Origin of the sequence: Vibrio rumoiensis 1S-45 (assembly GCF_000286955.2) — a bacterium.
In the GTDB taxonomy this organism is placed as follows: domain Bacteria; phylum Pseudomonadota; class Gammaproteobacteria; order Enterobacterales; family Vibrionaceae; genus Vibrio; species Vibrio rumoiensis_A.
This window is the reverse complement of the sequence record NZ_AJYK02000001.1, coordinates 1-25,683: the sequence shown is the minus strand read 5'-3', so window position 1 is coordinate 25,683 and position 25,683 is coordinate 1. Positions and strand designations below refer to the sequence as shown.

Sequence of the window (25,683 nt, the reverse complement as noted above, 5' to 3'; positions counted from 1 at the left end):
AACTTCAAATAACAAAAGTATATCCAGAAGGTATTTATCATGGCGAAATCAACCAAATATGACCGTGACGTCGTCATACAAAAAGCAACTGCGCTTTATTGGGAAAAAGGCTTTCACGGTACGTCGATGCGAAACCTGCAAGATGTTATCGACATGCGCCCAGGCAGTATTTATGCCTGCTTTGGTAGTAAAGAAGGGTTGTTTAAAGAGTCGCTTCATCATTATGCCGACATGACGCTTGAGCTTTTAGCGCAATGCCGAAGTCAAAGTAACAGTCCATTACAAACCTTAAAAAACTTCATTAAAGCTGCGGTGATGGATACCCAATCGTCTGCACCAAGCAATATGTGCATGTTAGTCAAAACCATTTCTGAACTCACAGAAGATAACTTAGATCTACTGCAACAAGCTAAGCAACTACTCGGTAAAATTGAACGTGCATTTACTGATATATTGCAAGATGCACAAACAAAAGGTGAAGTGGCAAAAAACCAAGATTGCCAGCCACTCGCTCGTTATCTGCAAATACAAATAATGGGTTTAAGAACCTATTTACGTGCCAATCCAGACAATATAAATGTCGATTCTTTAATCAACGACATCTTCACCTATGGCCCTTTTCAACCATCAGAAAATTAAGCATAAATATAAAACGACCTTCGTCATCAAATCCTTTGTTCGCTTAGTCTTTCAATGAACCAATCCACAGGAGTCTCCATGTCTGTACTCAGTAATATTCCGTTTTCATTACTTGAACTTGCTCCAATGCGTCAAGATTCAACCGTTGGCGAGACGCTACAAAAAACCTTGAAATACGCACAGCATGCCGACCAATTAGGCTACAACCGCTTTTGGCTTGCCGAGCATCACAACATGGCGGGAATTGTGTGCGCTGCCACCTCGGTTTTGATTGGTTATATTGCAGGTGGCACGGAAAGAATTCGCGTTGGCTCTGGCGGTATTATGTTGCCCAACCACCCGCCATTGGTGGTAGCTGAGCAATTTGGCACTTTAGAGAGTCTATACCCCGGTCGAATTGACTTAGGATTAGGGCGTGCACCTGGCAGCGATCAAATCACCAGCCGAGCGCTTAATCGTGATGAAAAGCGCGCCGATGAATTTCCAATTGAAGTGGAAGAACTGCAAACCTTACTTGGGCCATATAACGGATTCAGCCAAGTTCGAGCCATGCCCGGCGAAAACACCAACGTACCGATTTGGTTATTAGGTTCAAGTTTGTTCAGCGCTCGCCTAGCGGCTGAAAAAGGTTTGCCTTACGCGTTTGCAGGTCACTTTGCACCAAGATTTTTGCACGATGCAATTGAACTGTACCGAAGTGAATTTCAACCCTCTCAAGTATTGGATAAACCTTATGTGATGCTAGGTTTGCCTTTGGTTGCGGCAGAAACCGATGAAGAAGCCCAATACCTTTCAACCACATCAAAACAACGCGCATTGTCGTTAATTCGTGGTAAAGAATTGTGGCTCCAACCACCAGTTAAAAGCATGGATGGCCTATGGAACGAACAAGAAAAAGACTACGTCGATAATTTCTTAGCTTTATCTATCACTGGTGGCCCTGCCACGATTAAACACCGTTTAGAAATGATGGTAAAACAGTTGGGTGTGGATGAGTTTATCTTCACCAATGATTTATATGATCATGATAAGCGTTGTAAAGCGATTGAGATTTTGGCTGACATTAAGAATTAACAACACAGAAAAACTCACTCTTCTATCCCATACCTGCGCGTTAACATTTTATCTAAAATGTAACACTCACTTCGGCAAAGGCTCTCTTTTTTAAAATGAGAGCCTTTTTATTTCCCAAGAAATCAACAACCGTACTCGTATCATTTTTGATTTATCACAATATTCATCATCAAAAAATCATTGATTTAAAGACCAAAATATAAGTTCCCACAACCATTAGTGATATTTTTATAATCTAATATTGCGTTTTTAATAGGTGCGTAAATGGAATGTTAGTCGTATTGTAATTACGAATTCACATTTTGTTACATTGAGGAAAAGCGATGAAAGTTCTAGTTCAATATACACAAACAGGCATGTATAAAGACCATTCTTGGGGCAATCCTACTATGCGCTCAAAAGGTCAATTACACGCAGTTGAACCGGCTTTTGCCGCCACATTAATCAAGAACCAACAAGCTTGCTTGCATAAAAATGAAGATGGTGAAATCGTCATTCATCGATAAAAATCAGTGAGACACCCATGATAGAAAGCGCTGCCATTAATCACTTAATGACAGCGCTTTTGTTATCAATACAAGGCGTAATGTAAAACTATGACTTAATTAAGCGAGAGATATAAAGCAGCAAGACTGCCCCAACGGTTGCAGTGACTATCGAGCCAATAAATCCACCAGACGATAGCCCTAATAAACTGAACGTAAAGCCCCCGACCAATGAACCAACAATACCAATAACGATATTACCGATAATCCCAAAGCCTGAGCCTTTCATTATCTGACCAGCTAACCAACCCGCTATCGCACCAATAATTAGGAATGTAATAATCGACATTAATATTTCTCCTTTGGTTTAATATACTTACCCTTACAGCCTAGCTAAGTTTTGAGAAAATATATAAATTTTTGTCAATATTCCGTCAAACCTGCCTATGCAGAATACTCAGGTAAACTAAGAATATCACGCCACCAAATGCTTATTAAAATGATCAATGGTTCTATCCCACGCTAGATCTGCGTCTTTTTCAGAATATCGGCCGGTTGAGTCATTATGGAAGCCATGTTGTGTGTCTTTATAAATGTTCGCGACATAATCCACTTTGGCGGCCTTTAAATCGGCTTCGTAATCAGGCCATGTCGCGTTGACTCTCTGATCTTCACTGGCAAATTGCAGTACCAATGGCGCTTTAATATTTTTACGAATCGATTTTTCAGCTGGCGTACCATAAAAAGGCACACCGGCATTTAAGTCGCTGCCTAAAGTTGCAGCTAACATATTGACCACATAGCCACCAAAGCAAAAACCCACTGCGCCTAAGTTACCATTACTACGTTCACTGGTTTTCAAATAATGAGCAGCGGCGATGAAATCTTCTTCCACTTTAGCTTTGTCTAATGAGCTTTGCATGGTGCGCCCTTGATCATCATTACCAGGGTAACCACCAAGGCTATACAAGGCATCTGGAGCAAATGCAATAAAACCTGCTTTTGCCAATCGGCGAGCCACATCTTCAACATAAGGGTTCAAACCACGGTTTTCATGGATCACCAATACAACGGGTAACTTACCTGATTTATTGGTTGGTTCAACGTAATATCCACGCCCTTCTCCATACCCTTTTGGTGATGGAAAGGTTCGATAACTACCAATAATCTCAGGATCATTAAAAGACACTTGTTCAGCTTGGGCATAATTTGGTAGTAATGCGGCGGTTAAGGTCGTCATGGTAAAACCGAGTGCGACTAAACCACCTAAGCGGGAAAAAAACTCTCGTCTATCAATCACGCCATGAGCATATTCATCATACCAATCGAATGCTTCTTGAGGGATTTTTCGTTGTTCTGCCATTTTTATGTCCTTCCTTGGTAGTTATTAATGAGGTTCAATTAACTATAGAAGCTTATACTGTATACGCTGCAACATTTACATTAATTTAATTTTCAAAAACAAGCTCTATCACTGATATACCCAATACTTTAATTTAAGTTCCATTTTGTATGATTATATAGAGCATACTTGCAACAAAGGCCACAGAATTTTATTCCATGGCCTTTGTATTGAAACAACTGAAACTCTATCGCTTTTGTCGTTACTTGTTATATGCGTACAGGCTAGCGATTACTTAATCACTTCTTGTTTTCCTTTTTCGCTACCTGGTAAATCATCCTCTTTAAAAATCACAAACGCTCGTCGATTTAGGGCATTACCTTCAATGCTTTTATCTTGAGTGAGAAGATCGAGTTCCCCTCTCGGCGATTCTTCCCATAAGAAATTATTTTCATCTAACTTGGTTTTTAAATATTCAATCACCGACTGTGCACGACGCTCAGACAACGCTTGGTTGTATTCATTTGAACCAAGGTAGTCAGTGTTGCCAGTAATCAGCAACCGCCCTTTCAAGTCTTTTAGTTTGCTAGCAAATTCATCTAATGATTCGATATCTTTTGGCTTCAAATTGGATTTATCAAAGTCAAAATGTGACGTCATTGCAATAATCACTTTACGCTTCGGCTCTGGAGGCAAACAAGCTGGGTTATCTTTTTCAATTTGTTTTTCTTCAAAAATAATGAAAGCGCGACGGTTTTGCGCATAGGCCGATAAGGTTTTACCTTTCACTGCAGGCCGAGTTTCACCAAAATGCTTTACTTCCCAATCGTAATTGGTCGCGTCCATTTTCTGTTGCATGTAAGTTTGTACTGCTTGGGCACGACGTTGAGATAAAGCATCATTATACGCATTACTGCCTTGCTCATCGGTGTGACCCACAATTGAAATTTGACCATGCTTATCTTTAATTTTAGCTATGAAATCATCAATAGATTGCTGATCCGTTGCGGTCAATGCTGATTTATCAAAATCAAAATGTTCCACCACCGCCACTTGAATATTCGGCCTTGGTGAAAGGCATTCTCGAATATAGAATTTACTGACTAATGGATCTTGAAATTTATCCACATTTTCATTGCTCACATAAGTATCGGTAGAGCAACCCGTCACGAGTAACAATACCGCCATTGCGGTTAACGTGGCTGCACTTGTGATTGCTTTTGAGTTAATTTTTATCATTACAATTTACCTATTACATTCACAAAGAAGCCTTTCGCGTCATAATCGTCTTCATACACTAGGTCATCGGTAAATTTCGAGAAGTTATAACCGACACCAATTTTAAAGTTATCACCTAAGTGTTTATTTAAAGACAATACCGTTCCTTGCTCAACTTGGTCATAATAACTGTCAACTTTCCAGTGATACTCACCGGTCACATCCCAGTCTTTCATCACTTTGTAACTCGCACTAAGGCCTGTTAAGTAAATCTTATTCTTCACCAAGAAGTCACTGCCCGATTCACGTTCGTAGTTTTCATGCTTATGTTTGTAAGCAAACTTCGCACCGATATCAATATGAGCATTCCAAGCATAAATAGCTTCAGTTTCAACGATATGGCTTTCTTCATCGTTATAGTCAACATCACGATCGGTTGCATCATAATCAACTAAGTAGGTATAACGAGCTAACAAGTTCAGATCATCGTTATAAATTGGGCGATATGCCATTCCCAAGCCACTTTCAATAAATCGCTCTACGGTTTCATCAATGGTTTGATCGGTGGAGATCGAGTAGTTAAATTTTCCGTATAATGTGTATTCTTCCGATAAGTTTTGATTGTATCGGTTCGTCGTTACCCACTGAACCACTCGGGTATCACTGACATCCACACGGTATTCAACTTTGTTACTTAAATAGAATTTATCAAAATCAAACTTTGAATAAACACTGGCGGCTTTACGTTCAACACTCGGTTCATCTCGGTAATCAATATCACCTTGCTGATAGCTGATCCCAGCTTCAATATCATCCGTCATATCAAAATCAAAGCCAAACGAATCGATTTGACCTTTGCCGTTATTCTCATCAACAAACTGGTTTTCTTGATAGAAATCTACCGAAGATGTGATGTTAACTTTTTGGCCAACCGTGAAGGTATTTTGGTCTTCATAGTCGTCCATCTCGTAAGTCAAATACGTATTGTAATCAGAACTAATGTCGTAATTCACCGAAGCAAGCGCGGCATCGCCTCGATCACCTGTGGTGTATTCTCCGCCTACGGTCAAATCTTCAAATAATAGGACTTCTGCACCGACAGACACGCTGTCATTATCATCATAGCCATTTTCTGCTTTTACGGTTTTTTGGCCTTTCACATAAACGTTAGTGTCTTCATCAACGATGTATTCAACTTTACCGCCGACTAAAGTACCGTCACCTTGATCTCCACTATCGCTATTGTTTAATTCTGAAATCTGTTTACCCGCTAGTGTGACGGCAATATGCTCAGTCACCATCACTTCTGTTTCGACATCAATTTCATCGGTGTCGGTCACTAACGTACCGTCCGTTTCAGATTCTTCAGAAGAAGAGAAACGCGTAGCAAAACTTAACCAATCATTGAATTGTAGGCTTAACTTACTGCCGTAATTCTCTTGTTCAAGATCGTCAAATTGAGTCGCCGATGAATAGCCCGCATCTTTGGTGCTATACCAAGCGCTAATATCATTACCCACGGCGCCAAACATGCTTGGTGCAATATCATATAGGCTTGCCGAACCTTTAATTTGTAAAGAGTCCCCTTGGCGGCGCTCATCGGCAGAACTGATCTCGGTGAAGGTTAAACCACCATCCACCGAAACAAAGTTACTGTTGGCTTGCTGACCATCACTGGTACTAAATTCTGCTTTTAAATACGTACCTTCAGTGGCACGTAAAGTGATATCGCCAGAGGTCACATCGTAATCTTGGTTATCACGGTTTTCTTTTACATAAGTGGCCCCAACGCCAACGTAGTCGTTAAGCCAACCTTTCGTACGAAGGCCATAAGAACCATCACCAATGGCTTCTGAACCTTGAGGGATATATTCATAATCGACCGATAGGTAATTTTCTAAACTGCCACCTGGGGAGTTTTCAATGACTTCACTGGCGTTACTTGCGACGATATCGGTTAACGGTCTCTTTAAAATAATTCGACCTTGGTATTCATCGATCTCATAGTCACGGCCTGATTCTAAGGTAATTTCCTGCTTGGTTAAGTTACTGGTGGTATCAATAACTTTAATCGAAACTTTGTCACTACCCGGTGATACTTCACCATGACGCAAGAAGTACAATGAGCCACCCGTACCTAGGAACTCATCATGGGAATACAACGTGCCTGCTTCTGCTGCGAATCCAACAATATTTAATCGGTCTTCACCATAAGAAGTCGTGCTGCGGGTACGGTAATCACCTTTTAAACCATACAAGCTACGGTTGTAATCTGAGTTTTCCGTCCCGGTGATCCCAGTGTTGTAGTTACCCCATAACAACTGTGATTTATCGTATTGAACATCAAGGTAAACTTTACCTTGTGTGTTAGCGACTTTGGTAATGTTTGCACCATCACCATAAGTGCCGTAATACATTTCATCATCCCCTTCGACTAAATCGAAGATAGAATCGGAATCTGAAGCAAAGGGATGATCGAACATATCTTTAATGGCACTGTCTTTGGTGTCCACTTGAGCGGTAATTCGCAGCTTGTCACCAAATTTACCCTGACCAAAATAGGCTAAACGACCACGGTTATACACATCGCCTTGGTATTGTTCATCCACAGATAATGCATCGGTATTACCTTTTACAAAGTTACGACCAACATACATATCAGCCATACCTGTTTGCGACCAGTAAGTATCTGGAATGCGCACATACAAGCTGTATTTGCGTTCTGTGCCGTCTTCAAATTTCACGGTTGCAGGGAATAGATAAGCATCCGCTGGCAAGAATTGTTCCGCATATAATTCGCCATTTTCAACATCGAATTCATCTTCACCAATGGTCACTGAATCCACATCGTATAAGCCTGTGCCCATAAATTTAGCAATACCGGCATAGGTTGGAATGTTGTGACGCATCAATTTTGCTCGGCCGTATGTACGATCTTCACTTTCATTCTTATCTATATCGACTTGTTTGTTTGGACGAACAAGATCAATGGCACCAATGTTCGTGACATCCATATTGCCGTCTTTATCCCAAGCTTTAAGGCGATAAATCAGCTGACGACCCGAAACAAATACGTAATTTGAATCGGTTTTCCCATTCCATTCAATGTCGGTACTGTTGCTGAGTTTGTCACCCTTTACTATCGCTAACGGCTTGGTTAAATGATTATCTTCCGATTGATAAATCTCAAGCTGCCAGTTATTCACGTAGTAACTGAAATTAGTTGCAACGGTGAATCGAACGCTGTCTAACAAGGCGTCATCTTGTACTTCTGCTTCATCAGCAACATCCACATTCAATACTGGATCAAAGCGCGTAATATCACGAGCAGCCCAAATTGCGCCTTCTTTTAAATAGATACGAGAATTATCTTGCTGACCATGAGCATCCACCTGAATATTGGTCGAGGTCGATTCCAATTCTTCTCGCTCGTCAGTATCGACTCTATCGTCCGCCGATACTGTGAAGGAGGCCGCCACCAGTAACGACAATAACGTGCGTCGTGGGAACAAGCTATGCTGCGTATTTTTATTCATTTGGAGACGAAGTTTCATTAAAGACATGTTACTTCCCTCCTTTTTGATCTGCGTTTTGAACGCTAAAGTTAAACTTAGCTAACGCGTTAGGAGAGATTCTTAACACCTTCGGGTTCTCACTAATCACTTTCATGCCAGTTGGCAGAGAGTCTGTATCTAATTTGACTAAGAAGTTTTTGCCTTTCTTATCCACAACCCATTGGTCGGGAACGTGATAACGGCCATATTGATCGGTTTCAATCACAATACCTTCTACGGTAATTAAACGAACACCTGGAATACCTTCTTCATAAAAACCTTTGTTTTCGATGGTAATTTCCCAAACATAGTGATCGCCAGAGCGGAACAACTTACGGGTCACATCAAGGTTTTCAGATGAAAGGCCTTCTTCTTTATCACCAGAATCTTTGCTGATGACTTTGCCATCTGCCGTTAAGGTAATGTTGGTTCCGTTATCCGATACAACATGCAGATCAAACGGTGTCTTGGTTTTTGTTTTAAACTCAAGTACCGCTTTGTTGCCATGAGGCAGAGTGCGGTTACGCGAAATACCCATTAACGAATCGATTGTCACGCCATGATTGATCGGCGCTGTACCACTCTTATCAGCCACACTTTTCTCGTTATCCTTTAACATCAAAATAGTTGAATGAGCAATGTAGTCCGATTTCGATATATCGGCTTTTACTTCAATATCATCTGCTGTCGCGTCCGCTTGATAACCATCGCCATTATCATCTTGGAAAACTTTCCCGATGATCGAAGCTGTATCAAAAAGTTTATCTGGTGTTACTTTCACAGTGGCACTGGCTAAATTTGATTTCAGCTGGTTGTTTACCGTGGCAAAAGCAGTGTTCACGTAGTCACCAAATGTTGCGCCAATATTCACGCGCAACAAGTAGCGGATACGAACACTGTCACCCGACAACAAATCAATGCCAGGGTATTGCAAGACACGCGTTGCCGTAGGTTCTGCTGTCATGGTGATGTCATCAGTGGTATCAAATTCACCATCCGCACCCGGTAAGGTGATTTCTGATGATTCTTCAACGTACTGGAAGCCACCTGGCATGCGGTCTTGTACAACAACTGGTCCAAAATCGGCTTCCGTGTCGTTCGAGACTGTCACTTCGTATTCAACCACATCACCAACTTGCGCTTCGTCTTTAAACGCCGTTTTGGTTACGGTAAGTTCACCGGTATTGTCAGGAATACGCTCAATATGAACGGTATTATCTGCCGTGAACTTCGTACCGGTTTCCAAAGTCGCCACAAAGGTGTTGGTAATGTCATCATTCAAGCCTTTGTTTAATGTGCCAACAATCGTAAATTCAAATCGATTTCGGCTTTGGCTCTTTAAGTTCACAACAACATCTAAGTCTTTATCGGTATCATTGAAAACCGAGTTATCGATGATATTGCCTTGCTCGTCGTACTCGGTTCCGCGTATATCCCAGCTAGTGAATACTGGGTTGCCGCTTGAAGCAACCAATTCACTAATGGCATCGGTTAAATCCACATTCGACGCATTAGCCAGGCTTGGGTTTTCTGCCGTCAAGGTGTAAGTCACCGTGTCATCTTCACTTTCGTAATTTGATTTATCCGATGTTTTCGTTACCTTCAATTCAGGCTCAACAGGCGGCAGTTGAAGTACGCTCACTTCCCCCACTTGTCCATCAATGGCTTTTTGGGCGGAATCGTACGAACTGGCACTACTCGTCAAGGTTTTGGCCTTACTGCTTACCGACTTCGATAAACCGTCAGTCACATCAATGTAATAGCCCAATAAATCAATGTTACTGGTTAAATCTTCATTGGTTGTGGCAGTAATGGTGTAATCAACATACCCACCTTGATCGATATCCACGGAAGTAAAGATGTCTTTGTCATTTTCAACCGTTCCGGTTGTGGTATATCTTCCGTGTGCTTTCGCAGTGATATCCCAATGAGTGAAAGAAGGTGATTCCGTGCCATCAATAAGCTCACCAAGTGATTGAGCAATGGACGCTTCCACATAGACATTTTTCACTAGGCCGCTGCCACTGTTTTTCACGATGTAGTGATACACAACAGGCTCACCCGGTACGTAATTTTTGGCATCGGTGGTCAGTTCAGCATCAATAATTGAAGGCGCACTGTTTACCACGTTACTTGAGTAAGGTTTTGTTTCACCATTATTGGTGACATAAGCGGTATTGATGATTTCGCCCACGGCTTCACCATTCACGTCTCCACGAGCTTCAAACACTACAGACTTACCCGGTGGAATATCGACTTGATATTCGGTGTCACTTTTTTGAATTACTTGCGCGAAATCAGGTTGGGACTTAACCGTAAAGCTGGTGGTTCTCGGTTTAAACGCCGTACCACGCGTACCATCAACATAATCGGTTTGAATCGAATTCATGTCATCGGTCACGATCATGTCGTTGATAATCGCTTTCGAATTATTAGTTACTGTAACGAGGAATCCCAATGATTGATCCGGCTCGTAGCGAAGTTCTTCCGAAACTTTATGCGCGACATAAGTGGACGCTTCAGGCTTCACCACTATGGTTTCCGACTTCAGTGTTGGACTACCTTCTGGCGTTAAAGTCGCCGTGTTTTCAATATCGCTAACAGCATTAGGCTGCACTTTTGCCGTAATAGTAAAGGTAGCGGATGACTCTGGCGCTAAATCAAACGTCGCATCAAGATCTTCATTTGAGCCACCCGTGAAATCGGTCGCTGTACTGCGATTATCCGTTTGAGTTACTTTAGTGACCCAAGAAGCAAATGCTTTTTCAGAGTTCCCTAAGTTGTTGTCCACCATGATCTCGCCAATCGCATCTTGTAGGCGAACGTTATTCGCAAAGCTCTCTGAGGTGTTCTCCACTTTTAATTGGAAGTGAATATACTGATCAGGCTCATACGTTGGGTCGTCAATTTTATTACCTAACGCATTCACTGCCGCTTTGGTAATTTTTACCGTTGCAGCACTTGGCACAGACATTGCTGTTTTTGTTTGAGTGTCACCGTTATACGTTACGCTCGCTTCATTGGTCACGGTGCCAACATCGTTGTTGTTTAACTTCGCTTGGAAGGTCACCACTACTTGTTCATTCGGCGCTAAATCCAACGTCATGTCTAAGTCTTGATTTTCTACCGCGGGTACTTTTGTTAAAACAGCACTCTGACCAGTTACTTTGCTCGGGATCGCACTGACCACAAAGCTTGAGCTATCAAACGCTGGACCTTGCGTATCACCGGACACATCCGTCTCAATCGTTGAGACCGGATCGGTAATTGCCACATCTTTCGCCCAGCCACCGCCGGTATTTTGAACCGTAACGGTGTAAGTCAGCACTTCGCCATCGCTACCAATGCTGTATTGAGGTTTATCAACCGTTTTCGTTATACCAATATTGGCTGTTTTAGGCATATAAGTCGCTTGCAGCACCGATGCTGGATCTAAGTCTGCCGACTCGGAGCTTACCGCGACCGTGTTGGTAATATCACCAACTGCCAGAGGAACCACTTTGCCGCTAAAGCTCACTTTTACACTTTCACCAGGGTGAATGTTGTAGATACCTGCAAAGCCAGTGGTGTCATCAATTGGTGTGCCCACTTGTTTGGTATTGGCCCCCAAGGTTGGTGTGCTCACCGTCCATTTCCCATCAATAGCCGAACCCGGTTTTGCTTGGTTCGCGAGATCCGTTTTGATGCTGTCTACTGCATCTTTAATATTGGTGTTCACCGCGTAGCCACCATCAGGGCTGTTGGTTACTTCAACATCAAAGTTTATGGTGTTATCAGGATCGCCATCCACAATAGAATATTCAGCCGGATCACGAGTGGCAGTTTTGGTCACGGTTAGCTTGCCCGGTTTTGGCGTGATATAGCCTTGTGCTAACTTCGCCGTTCTAGTGGCGGTGCTGCCATCGCTTTTCATAAAACTGTAGGTCATATCATTGGTGAATTTACCAATCGCATCATTTCTGACTTTACCGGTAATGGTTACTCTAACGACAGTAGCTGCGTTCCCTTCTGGGTTCGCTTCTCTCGAAGCTAAAGTAATCACCGCATTGTTAATATCTTGATTATTTAAGCCATTTAAGGCATCGATATTCGTCACAGCCGAGTTGGCATCTTGGACCACTTCCGCTGAAATGGTCCAACTGTCTAGAGCTTGTTGATCTGTACCATCGGCCGTTTTTACTTTAAAACTTGAAATCGCATCATCAATATTGATATTGACATCCGTTTTACCGACATTGGCAAAATCAAGATGATACGTTACATCACCGCCAGGAACATAAGTCGGATCTGGTGTCGATTTTTGTGCGACGATTGCGGTGTATTCACCTTCTAATACAATTGTGTCATTCACATCTTTATTGTCTACGCTTGCTGTATTACTAATGGTACCTTGCGCATTAGGCGCAACCGAACCCTTAACATGAAACACAATCTCTTCACCGGCTTTTAAATCCACAGTGGCATTTAAAGAAACATTGCCATCGTAATTACCAGAAATTGAGTAATCACTGCTGTTCGTTGGTGCTTTAAACACTTCAACGCTGTAATGATTAAACGCGGTTTGCCCACCACTGGTTTTGATATTATTAATCGCATCAATTACTTTGATGTCGTTTGCGGTACCAGCGCCTGCAGCATTCTTTACCGTGACGTCATATTCAACTTGCCCTAATAACTCATATTTACAGCCTGTTGAATCCGTACAGCCTGGATCGGCAGAAGTAGAAAACAACGTCTTAGACCCGCTCACTTGAGCCGCTGTCGGTGGAATCGTTGGAGTAGAACTTGAAGTCTCGTCCGCTTTAAAGGTATTCGCGTCAATCACCCCTAAGGCATCATCACGAATGGTGCCTTTGATCGTGAAGGTCAAGGTATCTTGAGGCGCGATATCAACTTGCATATTTAAGTCGCTATCGGTCGCGGTATAACCCGGCACGTAAGTTTCACCAGCAAGTGGCGAGCCTGTCGTATTGGTAATTTCAGTGTGGCTAAAGGCGCTTTGACGACCTCCCCCAATGACTTCAACTTGTACCGCAGAAAGATCATCAACTAAGTTAACATCGTTAGCCCAACCATCACTGTCATTGTGCACAACAACTTTGTATTCCACTTCCTGACCCGGTAAATAAGGATCACCATTGCTGTAAGAGTTTCCGCCAATCGACGTGATCGTTTTCTCAACCGTGACATTCTTGGTTAATGGATTCAGTGCCGCCGATTTATTACTGCCGTTGTAAGTCGCGGTGTTCGTAAAGCTGCCTAGTGTGTTGTCGGCAATATTGCCTTTCACTAAGAAGTTAATCCAACCCTGCGGAGCAATAGAAACATCACTGTCAATATCCGTACCACTAAAGCTGTTTGGCAGCGTAATGGTGGTGCCAGCACCGTCATTATCTTGTGACGCTTTCATGGTAATCACTGGCGCGGCTTTGAATGGCGTGTCGGTTGGATCGCTGCCATCGGTATTCGCATCTTCAGCAATTTTCGCCAAAATAGAAGACACCTGATCTGTCAAGTGTTTGCCGTATTCTGTCCCATTAGAGGTATTTTTTAGGCTAATCACATAATCAACTTGGTTATCTTCATCCGAGCTGTTTTGAGAGTACGTGGTTTTAGCTGTCGTCGTGCTGACCGTGCCATCATCATTTAATGATACGCCCGGTGTGTACGCTTTTTTATCAAACGTCACACTCGGTGAAATCATATTGGCAACGTCTGCTTTCGCTTCAAAAGTACCATTTTCAAAACTCGCCACGTTCAAGATCGAACCAACAGCCTTCTCATCCACATGCGCTTTGATCACATATTGCACATAAGAAGTGCCTTCAGGGGCGATAGAATTTGCCGCAAGGGTAAAGTTGGTCTTGATGTTTTGGTTATCAGCAACCGTACCTGCATCCGAAATAGGTGAACTGTCTGAGGTTGCGGTTATTTGCCAATGATCGAAAGCAGGCCCAGTTTTACCGTTAAAGTAATCGGTCGTGATGTCGGCAATATCATCCTCAATGGATATATCAGCAATATTGACATCATTTAAGTTTTCCGCACGAACCGTGTATTCAATCCAGCCGCCCGGCATATAGCGAGTTTTATTCGAAAGCTCATTTCCTGGAGTATTATCATTCACCCCTTTTTCGTACATGTGTGTAATTTCTTTGGTGAAGTTATAACGCTGAGCATCAGGTTTGGTTTTAGTACTAACCGTATCCCCATCCACTTTTAACGCATTCACAATTTCGCCATTCGCTTCATCCACAACCGTCGCTTTTACGGTATAAGTCAGCGTACTTCCCATCGGCAGATCAACCGTGGTGTTAAGATCTTCACCATTGCTGTAGTCACCGGCATTAACATAATCGACATTATCACCCTCAGTTTGAGTGGTGATCGTCCAATCCGGTGTAAATGCAGCCACATTTCCACCGGTTGTGGTATCGACCATGATCTTACTAATTTCATCCAAAACTGGAATATCGCGAGCGTTACCTTTACCGATATTTTGAATGGTTAAGTAGTAGGTTAAAACGCCACCAGGGGAGTAATTGACTTGTTTTGTCGTTTTATCAAAGGTTAATTGATATGGGTAAGGCTGAACGATAACGTTATGGTTATCATCATTAATATTATCGATGTCGTTAAAGTTGATCGTACCTGTCGCATCAGGGCGGACTTGACCGGTGATGGTAAAGACGACTTTATCGCCCGGACCAACATCTACCGTAGTATTAATATCTTTATTGCCTGCGACAGTACCATCTTGTTTACCATCGGTCGTACCGCCATCATGCGTATCCGTGGCTTGTGACTGGACCGTAAACTCGTTTTTACCCGTTTTTACGTTATAAAATGGATTACCGGTTGAGCCGTCTAGCAATTCAACTTGTAAGTCATTAATCGCTTCATTAATTGCTACATTATTGTAATAGCCTGTCTTTGACGTCACGGTTACCGTGTACACCAAAGTGTCGCCCGGAGAGTAGTTGTTTTCATTCACTTCATGCGCAATATAGCCATGAGAATCGGCGCGAATCGATTCATCACGTGCCATGCGTGTATCTTCGGTCGCTTCACCTTTATTTTTTATAATATAAGCATCATTGGTGATTTTGCTGATGGCACTATCAAGCACTTTAGCGCGAATTGTGATTTGGCGTTCATCCGCTCCAGAACCATCGGTACCATCATCGGCGGCAAGGCTTAAACGAGTCGTGATAGGATCTTGGCTGTAAGAGCCAAAACCATTGCCATCATCATAATCAACCGACCAGCTTTCAAACGGACTTTGGTCTTCAAAATCCGTAAAGTGGCCATCTTTCTTATTGGCTAAAGTATCTTTGATTTCTTCGATAGGATCGGAGAACGTCAGGTTATTTGCGTCTTTATCGCCATTATTTTTTAAGTAAATGGTATAAACATGATCTTCACCCGGCACATAATGAGTGTTTGATGACTTCACGATAGACACATTCAGCTTTTCAATCGCGCCATCTTTCGCTACTTCTGCTGAAGATTTATGTTCCGTATCGCTTTGCGGATCATATACCGTCGCGGTGTTAGAGACTTCCGTCGGACTGTAGTCTTGTTTAACAATGCCGGTAATGTGGTAAATCACATACCCGTACTTTTCACCATTTTTGTTATCGCCACGAGCTGGTGCAATATCAACGGTCGTGTCGATATCTTGGTTGTTGGCAAAACTGCCTGTAGTTGTGCCACCTAAACCATCCTTCTCAGCCGTGATGCTCCAACTATCGAAGAAATTCAAAGCCCCGATGGCATCGGTTACATGAGCATTATTCGCATACCCATCGCCAATATTACGAACTTCAACATTAAACGTGAGTTTTTCCCCAGGAACAAAATTAGGTTCATCTGCAGTTTTAATGATGACCAATTTAGGCACTTTAGGATTCGTTGTTACTGTACTTGAATGACTAAATCCTGAGCTATAACTCGACTGATCCGCAGAAACCGTCGCGGTGTTAGAGAATTGTCCCCAAACAATCGGCGAGTCGGCATAGGAATTTGATGTTCGATCGATATCAGCGGTGATGGTATAAACTATCTCAACGCCAGCTGGAATTTGCGCGGCTTTATTACCATTTGAACCAATGTGAATATCACCAGCGGTGCGAGTACCACTGCCATCAAACCCAGTAGGGTATTCACCAGGATCGGCGAAGATTTTCAAGAAAATATCTTTGGTATCAATCGCCTTAACCGTCGATTCTATCTTCCATGATTTTAGAGCAGCAGCATTGGTGCCCGTTGAGCCTAGCAATTCACCTTGGATCTTAGAGATTTCATCATCAATTTTAACGTTCGAAGCAAAACCATTACCAGTTGGGTTCGTCACGGTAATTGTGTAGGCAACTTGGCTATCACCACGAGAATAATTGCTCCAATCTGAGCCATTAACTTTCTTTGTGATACCTACATTGTAAGAATAAGGAATAGAGCCTGAATCGGCGTAAACCGTATCATCGACAACAACTTGGTTGCGGATTTCAGCATTGGCAGTCGGATACGTTGTCGTATCGATGCTGTAGACAATATAGCTGTGCGGGGGCAAATCAGCTTTAACATTAAGATCCGTTGGAGAATTAATACTAACTGGAATGCCAGTATCAGCCGCACGGTTAAGTGAACCATCTTCGTTATACGCTTTAGCGGTAATGGTCCAAGCATAATAAGCAGGCACTTGCTTACCATATACATTGGTCGTCGTAACCTTGCTGAGCTCATCCACTACAGGAATATCTAACGCAAACCCATCGCCACTATTAGTAACGGTGATGTTATAAGACAGCCCATGACCCGCTGAATAGTAATGCGAGCTCACTTCTTTCTTCGCATAAATATTAGCCGCTGGCATGTCGATACCAGTGCCACCTTCTGAAACATTGTCTCCACAATTTGCACCATTATCTAAAATGGTGCCGACACTGGTCTTCGCGACTTTGGCTGTTAAGGTGTAAACAACTTTCCCGCTTGGCGATAAATCAGGAACAACATTAATATCGCCTTTGGTCCATGTACCATAAGCAAATGCCCCTGCATCGGTACCCTCTCCAGTCTTAGATTTAACGTCGAGCTTCCATTCAGAAAACGCGTTACCGGTTGTACCATCCGATTGTTCTGTCTGAATACAAGACATGCTGTCAAGTACTTGAATATTATTAGCAAAATACTTGTTATTGCTATTTTCTGCCGTGATGGTGTACTTCACTTCTTCACCCGGCACATATTCGTCATCATTCACCACTTTAGTGCGGCTAATATTTGACGAATCGGTATTCAGGACTTTCTCGGAGGTTAAAGTATTCGCGTTCGCTGTTTTAACAGATTGTGCATTATTATCTAAAACCGTTGCCGTAATTGCCGGAATCGTGTCAATCGAAACGGGGCTAACATTAACAGTAATGGTGTATTCAATACTTTGGTTTGGATAAATAGAAACCTTGTCATCTAGATCGACATTTTGTGTATCGTTATCAGATAATTCAGATGTCGAGTCAGCACCGATATTTTCAACATGGTTCGTCCACGTTATATATGGCGTGCCAGATAAGTCGGTGGAATCTTCTGCCTTTTGCATATCATTAGCCAGTAATGACTGCATTTTAGAAATAGGTAATTGAACTTGATAATCATGTGCAATACTGCCGCCAGTATTCGATACTTGAACGCTATAACTAAACGTATCGCCAACTAAATAATTGCCCGATTTATTGAGTACGTTAGTGAGCGTAATGGCGGGTGTCGCTGGTGGCACGGTTAGTGAAGCTTGTTGAGTTTGGTTTCGCGCAGGGATCACAGCAACAGCTGCGGTTGTGATGTCCCCTACAATATTATTGGCAACGGTGGCATTGACTTGATAAGTGACACTATCTCCTACCGCAATGGTGACTCCACTGGCTTTTAAATCACCTGTCGTATCAAAAGTGCCAGCATTGGTTCCAGAAGCACTGCCACTTGCGCTGATATTCACGGCGCTAAATGGTGTCACTTTTTGACCTGTAGTATCTGCCACTTTTAATGACGCAAAAGGCGCATCAACTTTTAAGCCTTTAATCGCATAGTCACCGTCATTTTTAACTGTGACGTTATAAGCAACATTCTTAGATACTGTATATTGCTGGGGTGCAGCAGTCACACTGACGCTATACACATAAGGGGCCGGAGTAAGAGTGACAGACGTGGTGCTATCAGACGTTACAGGTAGGCTATTACCTGCACTATCTTTTAACCCTACGTTCACCGCAATAGGATTCACAACATCATCACCAACGGTCGCATCTAAGGTATAGGTAATGTATCCATTGGCCGAAAGATGGGCATTTGTAGCCGTAAAACCACTACTAGAAATATCAATCGTTCCCGGTTTAGATCGGAAATTCTGCTTAGAAGACGAACCTACATCGTTTAATGAACCTTGATCTGCGACCGTTGCATTCACCGTGAAATCATCAACAGCATTATTTTGATCTGTATTACGTATTGTTAATTCATAGCTAATGGGTTCACCAGCTTCATAATACGTGCTATCCGATACTGATTTAAGTTGTACACTTAATTCAGCGTGGGCAGAAAGAGAAAATACAGCAAGAAATAAAGAGCATAAGACGTAATAAATACGTTTATTTAATTGTAATATAGCCATTACTTTTGTTATCCAACCTTATATAGCCACTATATCCACACTCGAGTAATTTAGGTGTGTTTTGATATATTTGCAGCATTTCGACATTAACAAGCAAAATAAATAAATGCCTATTAATACCGGCATACATTTGCAATTTAAATAATGCGCAATTATTCATTTGTTTTTATTATGATTTGTGCATTAAATTTATTTGGCTACGTTTTATCGTACAAAGTTGAATGAAAAGTCAGAATCAAGTTAAAAGATTCCTATAATAAATTACTTATAAATCATACAGAATTAATCATTTTAAATATTCATATTGTGAATATTTAAAATCGTCATATTGTCTTATAAATAAAAAAGGCACCCGAAGGTGCCCATTTAATAACGTATATTTTATTCAGATTTGAAGATTATTTTAAATCTTTGCGCCTTGGCTTACCCAATCAATCACTAATGTACGTTCTTCATCCGTCATTTTGGTTAAATTACCTAACGGCATCACTTTCGTTTGTACTTGAGATTGAATGCGCGGTGCATTGGTTTGAATTTCTTCCGCGGTATCCAACATCACACCGGCTGGCGCCGTGGCAAACATGTTGCTTGTTGGGCTTGCAGAGTGACATTCAACACAACGGTCATTGATCACTTTTTGTACTTGAGCAAAGACCGACGGTACTGTTGCATCGCTTGTAGATTGAGTCGCATCACTTTCATTAGTACTGATTTTCGTTGTACTTTCCGTCTTATCAACACTTGCTGCAGGCGTTTGCTGAGCTGGCGTTTGCTGAGCAACAGGCGCCGCTGGTTGAGACATACTCGGCATTTTATTCGAAGTCACAAAAGCCAAACAAATCATGCCTAGTACTGCGACTGGAACCGCCCATGCAAATTTTTGACTGCCATGGCGTGTATTGAAGTAATGGCGAACCAAAATACTAAATACAGAAAGCGCAGCAAGAATTAACCAATTGTATTCCGAACCATACGTGCTTGGGAAGTGATTACTGATCATAATGAACAGCACTGGTAACGTTAAGTAGTTATTGTGGCGAGAACGCAACAAGCCTTTCGCTGGCAGTGATGGATCAGGTTCTGTGCCGTCTTCAATTGCTTTTACCAAGTTACGTTGCGCAGGCATGATAATGAAGAATACGTTCCCCACCATAATAGTACCAATGATCGCCCCTACGTGAATATAAGCACCACGGCCGCTGAACACTTGGCTTAAACCGTAAGCCGCGCCAATCAAGCAGACAAACAAAACCACACCCAGTAGTAACGGTTTTTTGCCTAGCGGTGAATCACAAAGTAAGGTGTAAATAACCCAACCACCAATCAGTGAGCCGATACCGATACCAATCGCTGCACCAACACTGAGCCCTGAACCAGGTGCGATCAAGTAAATATTAGCATTTAGGTAATAAACCACACCTAATAGCAAGACACCGGTAATCCAAGTGAAGTACGCTTCCCACTTAAACCAATGCAGATGCTCTGGCATTTTTGGTGGAGCCAGTTTGTATTTTTCAAGATGGTAGATACCACCACCGTGAATTGCCCATAAATCACCTGAAAGACCAGTTTTAGGGTCAACACGATTTAAGTTATTTTCTAACCATACAAAATAGAAAGAGGCACCAATCCAAGCCACGCCCACGATCATGTGTACCCAGCGAATTGAGAGGTTGAGCCATTCCGTAATATGCGGATCCATAATTTTTCTCCTTAACTTTTCCTTGTCTAGCACATCGCGTTAGATGATATTGGCTAGACGGCGCTAGATGCAGTTCATCCTAAAATTGATTAATCAACCTTAGGAAGATTATCTAGTGACAAGATTACTTTTGTGAGTTCATCAAAGTACACTTCATCACAGTTATTGCCTTCGCCTGCTCGATCAACAATTAAAAACTGATCGTCCGGTTGCAGTGCAAGCACTGGATGATGCCAAACCCCTTTGTGATAATTAACACCTTGACGACCATTACTTAAAAAAGCTCGCAACGCTTGTGGTTGTAAGTCTTCCCCTTTCTCTGCCACCACGATTAAATACGGGCGGCCAAGAAGAGGGACAAATGCTTGAGAACCAAGTGGATGGCGCTCCATCATTTGAATGTGTAATGGGTACGTTAAAGGGGTTGCCTGAAAAATACTGATGATGGGTGCACCACCGTTGTCTGCCACATCTACATCCGCCATACGGTGATAGCGACGAGTCGAACCGTTGTTGATCATAAAGTAATCACTCGCTTCTTTATCGATCACATCGCCAAATGGCTGAAAAGCCTCTTTGGTTAATGGTTCCACTTTTAGTGTAATCGTGGTGTCTACAGTCATGTTATCCCTTCCGTTCTTTTTTACTCGGTATGCCTGTGAAGCGGCCTTTATTCGTAACGCTTCAACTATTATAGATATACAGAGCACTAAGTAAGGTTTCTTTTGAAACCATCAGTGGTTAAAGACAGTCCTCATTCCCTTTTATGATTTACATGTCTTACGGTTATTTTTACCAAGACGAAGAATGTCATTATTCCTCATTACTGCCATTGGTATTCCATGTTTTTATCGATACTACATACTTTGAAGGCGAAATAGAGCGATCTTATTGATCTGTGCAATCGCGGTTGCAAACTCAGTATCACTATCATTGTCGATTCTTTCAGCAAACGATGCCAAGATTTGGTGACGATTCGCCCCTTTCACCGCCATGATAAAAGGGAACTGAAAACGAGCTTTGTATCGCTCATTAAAATCGGTAAATTGTGCAAATTCTTCAGCGCTGCATTGGCTAATACCTGCACCGGCTTGCTCGGAAGTTGACGCCGCCGTTAACTCACCATTTACCGCAGCTTTCCCGGCTAAATCTGGGTGAGCATTAATAAGGTCAAGTTGTTCTTTAGGTGTGGCATCCAACATCACTTTCGACATTGCCGCGTGAAGCGTTTCAATTGAATCTGAACGTTCATTTAAGCCTAAATCAAAAGTACGTTCCGCTACCCAAGGGCTGTGCTCATAGATGTCGGCGAACGTTTCAACAAATTCCGCTTTCGTCATTTGGCTTGGTTTACAGGTTTGAAATTGGGTCACGGTTCCTTCCTTCTTTTACTTAATTATCATTGATGTATTGATTGCTTTAAGTGATTCAATCAACCATCTCGCCATTTCAAAAAAGAGTCATTCTCTGAAATGACGATATTTATTTGACTAAATCTGGTTATTTCGCTAAATCGGGATGCGGATGACATTCATGCCAATGCTTCGCAATATCGACACGGCGACATACCCACACTTTGTCATGCTGCTGCACATATTCCATGAAACGCTTCAAACCTTGAATACGCCCCGGACGGCCGATCAAACGACAATGCAAGCCAACCGACATCATTTTCGGGCTTTCTGCCCCTTCTTCGTACAACGTATCGAACGCGTCTTTCAGATATTGGAAAAATTGCTCGCCAGTATTAAAGCCTTGATTGGTCGCAAAACGCATGTCGTTCGCATCCAATGTATATGGGATCACAAGCTGCGGTTTTGGCCCTTCAGTATGCCAATATGGTAGATCGTCATCATAAGCATCGGAGTCATACAAGAAGCCTCCTTCTTCTGCGACAAGCTTACGAGTATTGATACCATTACGGCCGGTATACCAACCATAAGGGCGCTCACCAGTGATTTCTTTAATCACATTAATCGCTTTTTGCATGTGTTCACGTTCAGTATCAATGTCGATTTTGTGATAATCCAACCAACGGTAACCATGACTGCAAATCTCATGCCCCGCGTCTGCCATGGCTTTGATCACATCAGGGTGACGTTCTGCTGCCATGCCAACAGCAAAAGCAGTCAACGGGTAATTGAATTTCTCGAAAAGTTTTAAAATACGCCACACACCTGCGCGGCTGCCGTATTCATAAATAGATTCCATGCTGATATGACGAGCATTAGGAAAAGGTTGTGCGCCAATGATTTCAGACAGGAAAGCTTCTGACTCATCATCACCGTGTAGTGTGCAGCGCTCTCCACCTTCTTCATAGTTCAATACAAATGATACCGCGACTCTCGCGTCATTTGGCCATTGTGCGTGAGGCGGTTGGTTTCCATAACCGATTAAATTGCGTGGATATTCGCTAACCATGAACATCTCCTTAATAGTCTCATTTGAGCGCTTACAAGCTTTATACCCTTTATTACTTGAAGTGGCTGTTTTGTTGGCAACCTTCACGCAACTTCAATTCTTTTGGGTATCATTCTTTCGAGCTTGGAGCAGCAGCTTCAATTACTTGGAATCAACATCGACAAGTACAAAATGCATACCGTCCTAAAAGCAAGTAACTCCATACCTTTGTTTTATTAATTGTATACAATAAGTAAAACATGGCAAATGAATTTGTTCACAACTTGTTAACTGGCGCAATATTTTATCCGTACTACTATTATATACCTGACTTAATAGTCAACTAATGTGAAATTTTTTTACTCTCTCATATCAAGATAAACACAGGTAAATATAAATTTATATCAATGCGTTACAATAAAACTAATAATTATGCCCATTGAACACAATTTGATCCAACATCAATTTTTTAACTACTCGCCTTTACGGAACACAATGTTGTGTACATAATTAAATCAAGATGATCACATTTCTTTCACAAATAAGCAGAGCATATTATGGGAAAACTAACAACACACGTTTTAGATACGGCCAGTGGAGTGCCAGGCTGCGATATTCAAGTGGAGCTGTTTCGAGTCACTGACCAAGGTAGCCAATTGATCAAAACTGTCACCACAAATTTTGATGGCCGCACCGATGCCCCTTTATTAGAAGGCGCCGATTTTGAAACTGGTAAATATGAATTAATTTTTCATACCGCAAATTACTTTATTGCCAGTGGTGTCAAACTTGACGACGTACCTTTTTTAGATGATATATCGATTCGTTTTGGTATTAACGATCAAGACAGTCACTATCATGTCCCACTACTTTGTTCACCATATAGCTTCTCAACTTATCGCGGCAGCTAGTCGCCCATAACACCTGATCCTGAGTGAAGTCTGTTAGCTGTCGGCTTCGCTCTCTGTACCCGAAAATACACTTGTATGGAGAACATAATGTCCTCCAAGGCCTCTTCATACCTAAAAAACCGAAGACGTCTTCTATCTAAGCTCAATAAACAGCAAGTAGATACACAATCACAAGGAATAGCACAGTGAATGACTCAAACAGCAATACCTTAGAGACAACACCGGAAAGCGCACCAGGCTTACTTGAACGCTGGTTTAAACTTAAAGAGCACGGCACAACCGTAAAGTCTGAGATCATTGGTGGTATCACCACTTTTGCCACAATGGCTTACATCATTTTTGTTAACCCTTCGATCATGGCTACATCTGGTATGGATGCAGGTGCTCTGTTTGTGGCAACTTGTGTGGGCGCAGCGATTGGTACTTTATTAATGGCGTTTTATGCCAACTGGCCAGTTGGTTTAGCGCCGGGCATGGGCTTGAACGCATTCTTTGCCTTTACCGTTGTTGGCGAAATGGGCTACACATGGCAAGTCGCGTTAGGCGCCGTCTTCATTTCCAGTGTTTTATTTGCGGCCATGAGTTATAGCAGCTTACGTGAATGGATTTTAGACAGCATTCCACACAGTTTACGCTATTCCATGACAGCTGGGGTCGGCTTATTTTTAGGGCTTATCGGCTTAAAAACGGCCGGTATTGTCGTTGAAAGCCCAGCTACCCTAGTCTCTCTAGGTGACTTTACTCAACCAAGCGCCGTTCTTGCCGCATGTTGTTTCTTGATCATCAGTGTATTAAGCGAACGTAAAGTATTTGGTGCGGTGTTGATCGGTATTTTTATCGTAACGGTTGTAGGCTGGAGCTTAGGCATCGTGGAATACAACGGTATTTTTGCTGCGCCGCCAAGCATTGCCCCAACTTTCATGGCAATGGATATTAGTGGTGCATTAGAAGTTTCGATGATTAGCGTTATTTTAGCCTTCTTATTCGTCAATATGTTCGATACCGCAGGCACCTTAGTGGGTGTTGCCGAACGTGCTAATTTGATTGATAAAGAAACGGGTAAAATTAAAGAACTTCGCAAAGCATTAAAGGCGGACAGTGTGGCAAGTGTCGCCGGTGCTTGTGTTGGCTGTCCACCCGTCACCAGTTATGTAGAAAGTGCCGCAGGTGTTGAAGCTGGCGCTCGTACTGGTTTGTCTTCGGTCGTTGTTGGGTTATTGTTCATTGCTGCCATTTTTGTGTCCCCTCTAGCAAGCATGATCCCAGGTTACGCAACTGCTGGTGCTCTAATTTACGTAGCATTTGTGATGATGAACAGCATGCAGCATATTAAGTGGAATGACTTCACTGACGCCGCGCCAGCCGCAATCACCGCTCTGATGATGCCACTTACCTTCTCTATCGCCAATGGTATTGCTTTAGGTTTTATCACTTATACGGTACTAAAAGTCGCAACCGGTAAGAGTAAAGAAGTATCGCTTTGTATGTACGTCTTAACCGCAATCTTCGTAGCTAAGCTTGTGTTTATGAATGGTCATTAATCGTTCAACTGTTCGATGATTTGCCCACGGCAAACATTGAATCACCAAACTTCTACTGGCTTTCACCCACTATTGAAAGTCGGTAGAGTGACTGGCTAACGCAGCTTGGGGGCATAAATGTGTTTCCCCATCCGTCACCCCGCACATGAGCCTA

General features: G+C 42.4%; 14 protein-coding genes. 5 read left to right on the top strand and 9 right to left on the bottom strand.

Annotation, left to right across the window (positions count from 1 at the left end):
- Window positions 1–39 precede the first annotated feature (39 nt).
- The 3 genes from A1QC_RS00070 to A1QC_RS00060 all read left to right on the top strand — a co-directional run bounded on the left by A1QC_RS00070 (window position 40) and on the right by A1QC_RS00060 (window position 2,219).
- A complete protein-coding gene (locus tag A1QC_RS00070; RefSeq protein ID WP_017024840.1) occupies window positions 40–639 on the top strand; it encodes a TetR/AcrR family transcriptional regulator in 600 nt (199 codons plus the stop codon).
- 78 nt (window positions 640–717) lie between these two features.
- Window positions 718–1,713 carry an LLM class flavin-dependent oxidoreductase gene (locus A1QC_RS00065; protein WP_017024839.1) on the top strand — a complete coding sequence of 332 codons (996 nt, stop codon included), beginning with the start codon at window positions 718–720 and terminating at the stop codon, window positions 1,711–1,713.
- 323 nt (window positions 1,714–2,036) lie between these two features.
- Entirely contained in the window at window positions 2,037–2,219 is a 183-nt protein-coding gene (locus A1QC_RS00060; RefSeq protein WP_017024838.1) for a hypothetical protein, read from the top strand.
- An 88-nt stretch (window positions 2,220–2,307) separates the two neighbouring features.
- Here the strand turns inward: A1QC_RS00060 and A1QC_RS00055 are convergent, their stop codons facing one another.
- The 9 genes from A1QC_RS00055 to puuE all read right to left on the bottom strand — a co-directional run bounded on the left by A1QC_RS00055 (window position 2,308) and on the right by puuE (window position 23,098).
- Window positions 2,308–2,547: a GlsB/YeaQ/YmgE family stress response membrane protein gene (locus A1QC_RS00055; protein ID WP_017024837.1), complete on the bottom strand. Its 240-nt coding sequence runs from the start codon at window positions 2,545–2,547 to the stop codon at window positions 2,308–2,310.
- Between the two features lie 126 nt (window positions 2,548–2,673).
- Window positions 2,674–3,561: a dienelactone hydrolase family protein gene (locus A1QC_RS00050; RefSeq protein ID WP_017024836.1), complete on the bottom strand. Its 888-nt coding sequence runs from the start codon at window positions 3,559–3,561 to the stop codon at window positions 2,674–2,676.
- A 270-nt stretch (window positions 3,562–3,831) separates the two neighbouring features.
- Window positions 3,832–4,779 (bottom strand): OmpA family protein, encoded by a 948-nt coding sequence (locus A1QC_RS00045; protein WP_017024835.1) that lies wholly within the window; start codon window positions 4,777–4,779, stop codon window positions 3,832–3,834.
- Complete coding sequence (locus tag A1QC_RS00040; protein ID WP_017024834.1) at window positions 4,779–8,321, bottom strand: hypothetical protein; 3,543 nt, start codon at window positions 8,319–8,321, stop codon at window positions 4,779–4,781. The genes A1QC_RS00045 and A1QC_RS00040 overlap by 1 nt, the downstream gene beginning before the upstream one ends.
- A 1-nt stretch (window position 8,322) precedes the next feature.
- Window positions 8,323–18,975 carry a DUF11 domain-containing protein gene (locus A1QC_RS00035; RefSeq protein ID WP_017024833.1) on the bottom strand — a complete coding sequence of 3,551 codons (10,653 nt, stop codon included), beginning with the start codon at window positions 18,973–18,975 and terminating at the stop codon, window positions 8,323–8,325.
- 403 nt (window positions 18,976–19,378) lie between these two features.
- Window positions 19,379–20,677, bottom strand: a complete 1,299-nt coding sequence (locus tag A1QC_RS00030) for a urate hydroxylase PuuD (RefSeq protein ID WP_017024832.1) — start codon at window positions 20,675–20,677, stop codon at window positions 19,379–19,381.
- An 89-nt stretch (window positions 20,678–20,766) separates the two neighbouring features.
- The gene (locus A1QC_RS00025; RefSeq protein ID WP_017024831.1) at window positions 20,767–21,300 is read right to left on the bottom strand and encodes an ureidoglycolate lyase; all 534 of its coding nucleotides are present in this window, start codon (window positions 21,298–21,300) and stop codon (window positions 20,767–20,769) included.
- Between the two features lie 234 nt (window positions 21,301–21,534).
- Window positions 21,535–22,050, bottom strand: coding sequence for a 2-oxo-4-hydroxy-4-carboxy-5-ureidoimidazoline decarboxylase (uraD, locus tag A1QC_RS00020; RefSeq protein WP_017024830.1), 516 nt, complete (start codon window positions 22,048–22,050; stop codon window positions 21,535–21,537).
- A 127-nt stretch (window positions 22,051–22,177) separates the two neighbouring features.
- Entirely contained in the window at window positions 22,178–23,098 is a 921-nt protein-coding gene (gene puuE, locus A1QC_RS00015; RefSeq protein ID WP_017024829.1) for an allantoinase PuuE, read from the bottom strand.
- Between the two features lie 536 nt (window positions 23,099–23,634).
- Here puuE and uraH point away from each other — a divergent pair.
- Window positions 23,635–23,988 carry a hydroxyisourate hydrolase gene (gene uraH, locus A1QC_RS00010; protein WP_017024828.1) on the top strand — a complete coding sequence of 118 codons (354 nt, stop codon included), beginning with the start codon at window positions 23,635–23,637 and terminating at the stop codon, window positions 23,986–23,988.
- A gap of 185 nt (window positions 23,989–24,173) precedes the next feature.
- Entirely contained in the window at window positions 24,174–25,529 is a 1,356-nt protein-coding gene (locus A1QC_RS00005) for an NCS2 family permease (RefSeq protein WP_017024827.1), read from the top strand.
- Window positions 25,530–25,683: the final 154 nt, after the last annotated feature.

Bases quoted from the DNA above. Each gene is read 5' to 3' on its own strand.
- A1QC_RS00030 (WP_017024832.1), bottom strand. From the start codon at position 20,677: ATGGATCCGCATATTACGGAATGGCTCAACCTCTCAATTCGCTGGGTA.
- A1QC_RS00035 (WP_017024833.1), bottom strand. From the start codon at position 18,975: ATGGCTATATTACAATTAAATAAACGTATTTATTACGTCTTATGCTCT.
- A1QC_RS00070 (WP_017024840.1), top strand. From the start codon at position 40: ATGGCGAAATCAACCAAATATGACCGTGACGTCGTCATACAAAAAGCA.
- uraH (WP_017024828.1), top strand. From the start codon at position 23,635: ATGGGAAAACTAACAACACACGTTTTAGATACGGCCAGTGGAGTGCCA.
- A1QC_RS00065 (WP_017024839.1), top strand. From the start codon at position 718: ATGTCTGTACTCAGTAATATTCCGTTTTCATTACTTGAACTTGCTCCA.
- A1QC_RS00025 (WP_017024831.1), bottom strand. From the start codon at position 21,300: ATGACTGTAGACACCACGATTACACTAAAAGTGGAACCATTAACCAAA.
- A1QC_RS00060 (WP_017024838.1), top strand. From the start codon at position 2,037: ATGAAAGTTCTAGTTCAATATACACAAACAGGCATGTATAAAGACCAT.
- A1QC_RS00040 (WP_017024834.1), bottom strand. From the start codon at position 8,321: ATGTCTTTAATGAAACTTCGTCTCCAAATGAATAAAAATACGCAGCAT.
- A1QC_RS00055 (WP_017024837.1), bottom strand. From the start codon at position 2,547: ATGTCGATTATTACATTCCTAATTATTGGTGCGATAGCGGGTTGGTTA.
- A1QC_RS00045 (WP_017024835.1), bottom strand. From the start codon at position 4,779: ATGATAAAAATTAACTCAAAAGCAATCACAAGTGCAGCCACGTTAACC.
- A1QC_RS00050 (WP_017024836.1), bottom strand. From the start codon at position 3,561: ATGGCAGAACAACGAAAAATCCCTCAAGAAGCATTCGATTGGTATGAT.
- puuE (WP_017024829.1), bottom strand. From the start codon at position 23,098: ATGGTTAGCGAATATCCACGCAATTTAATCGGTTATGGAAACCAACCG.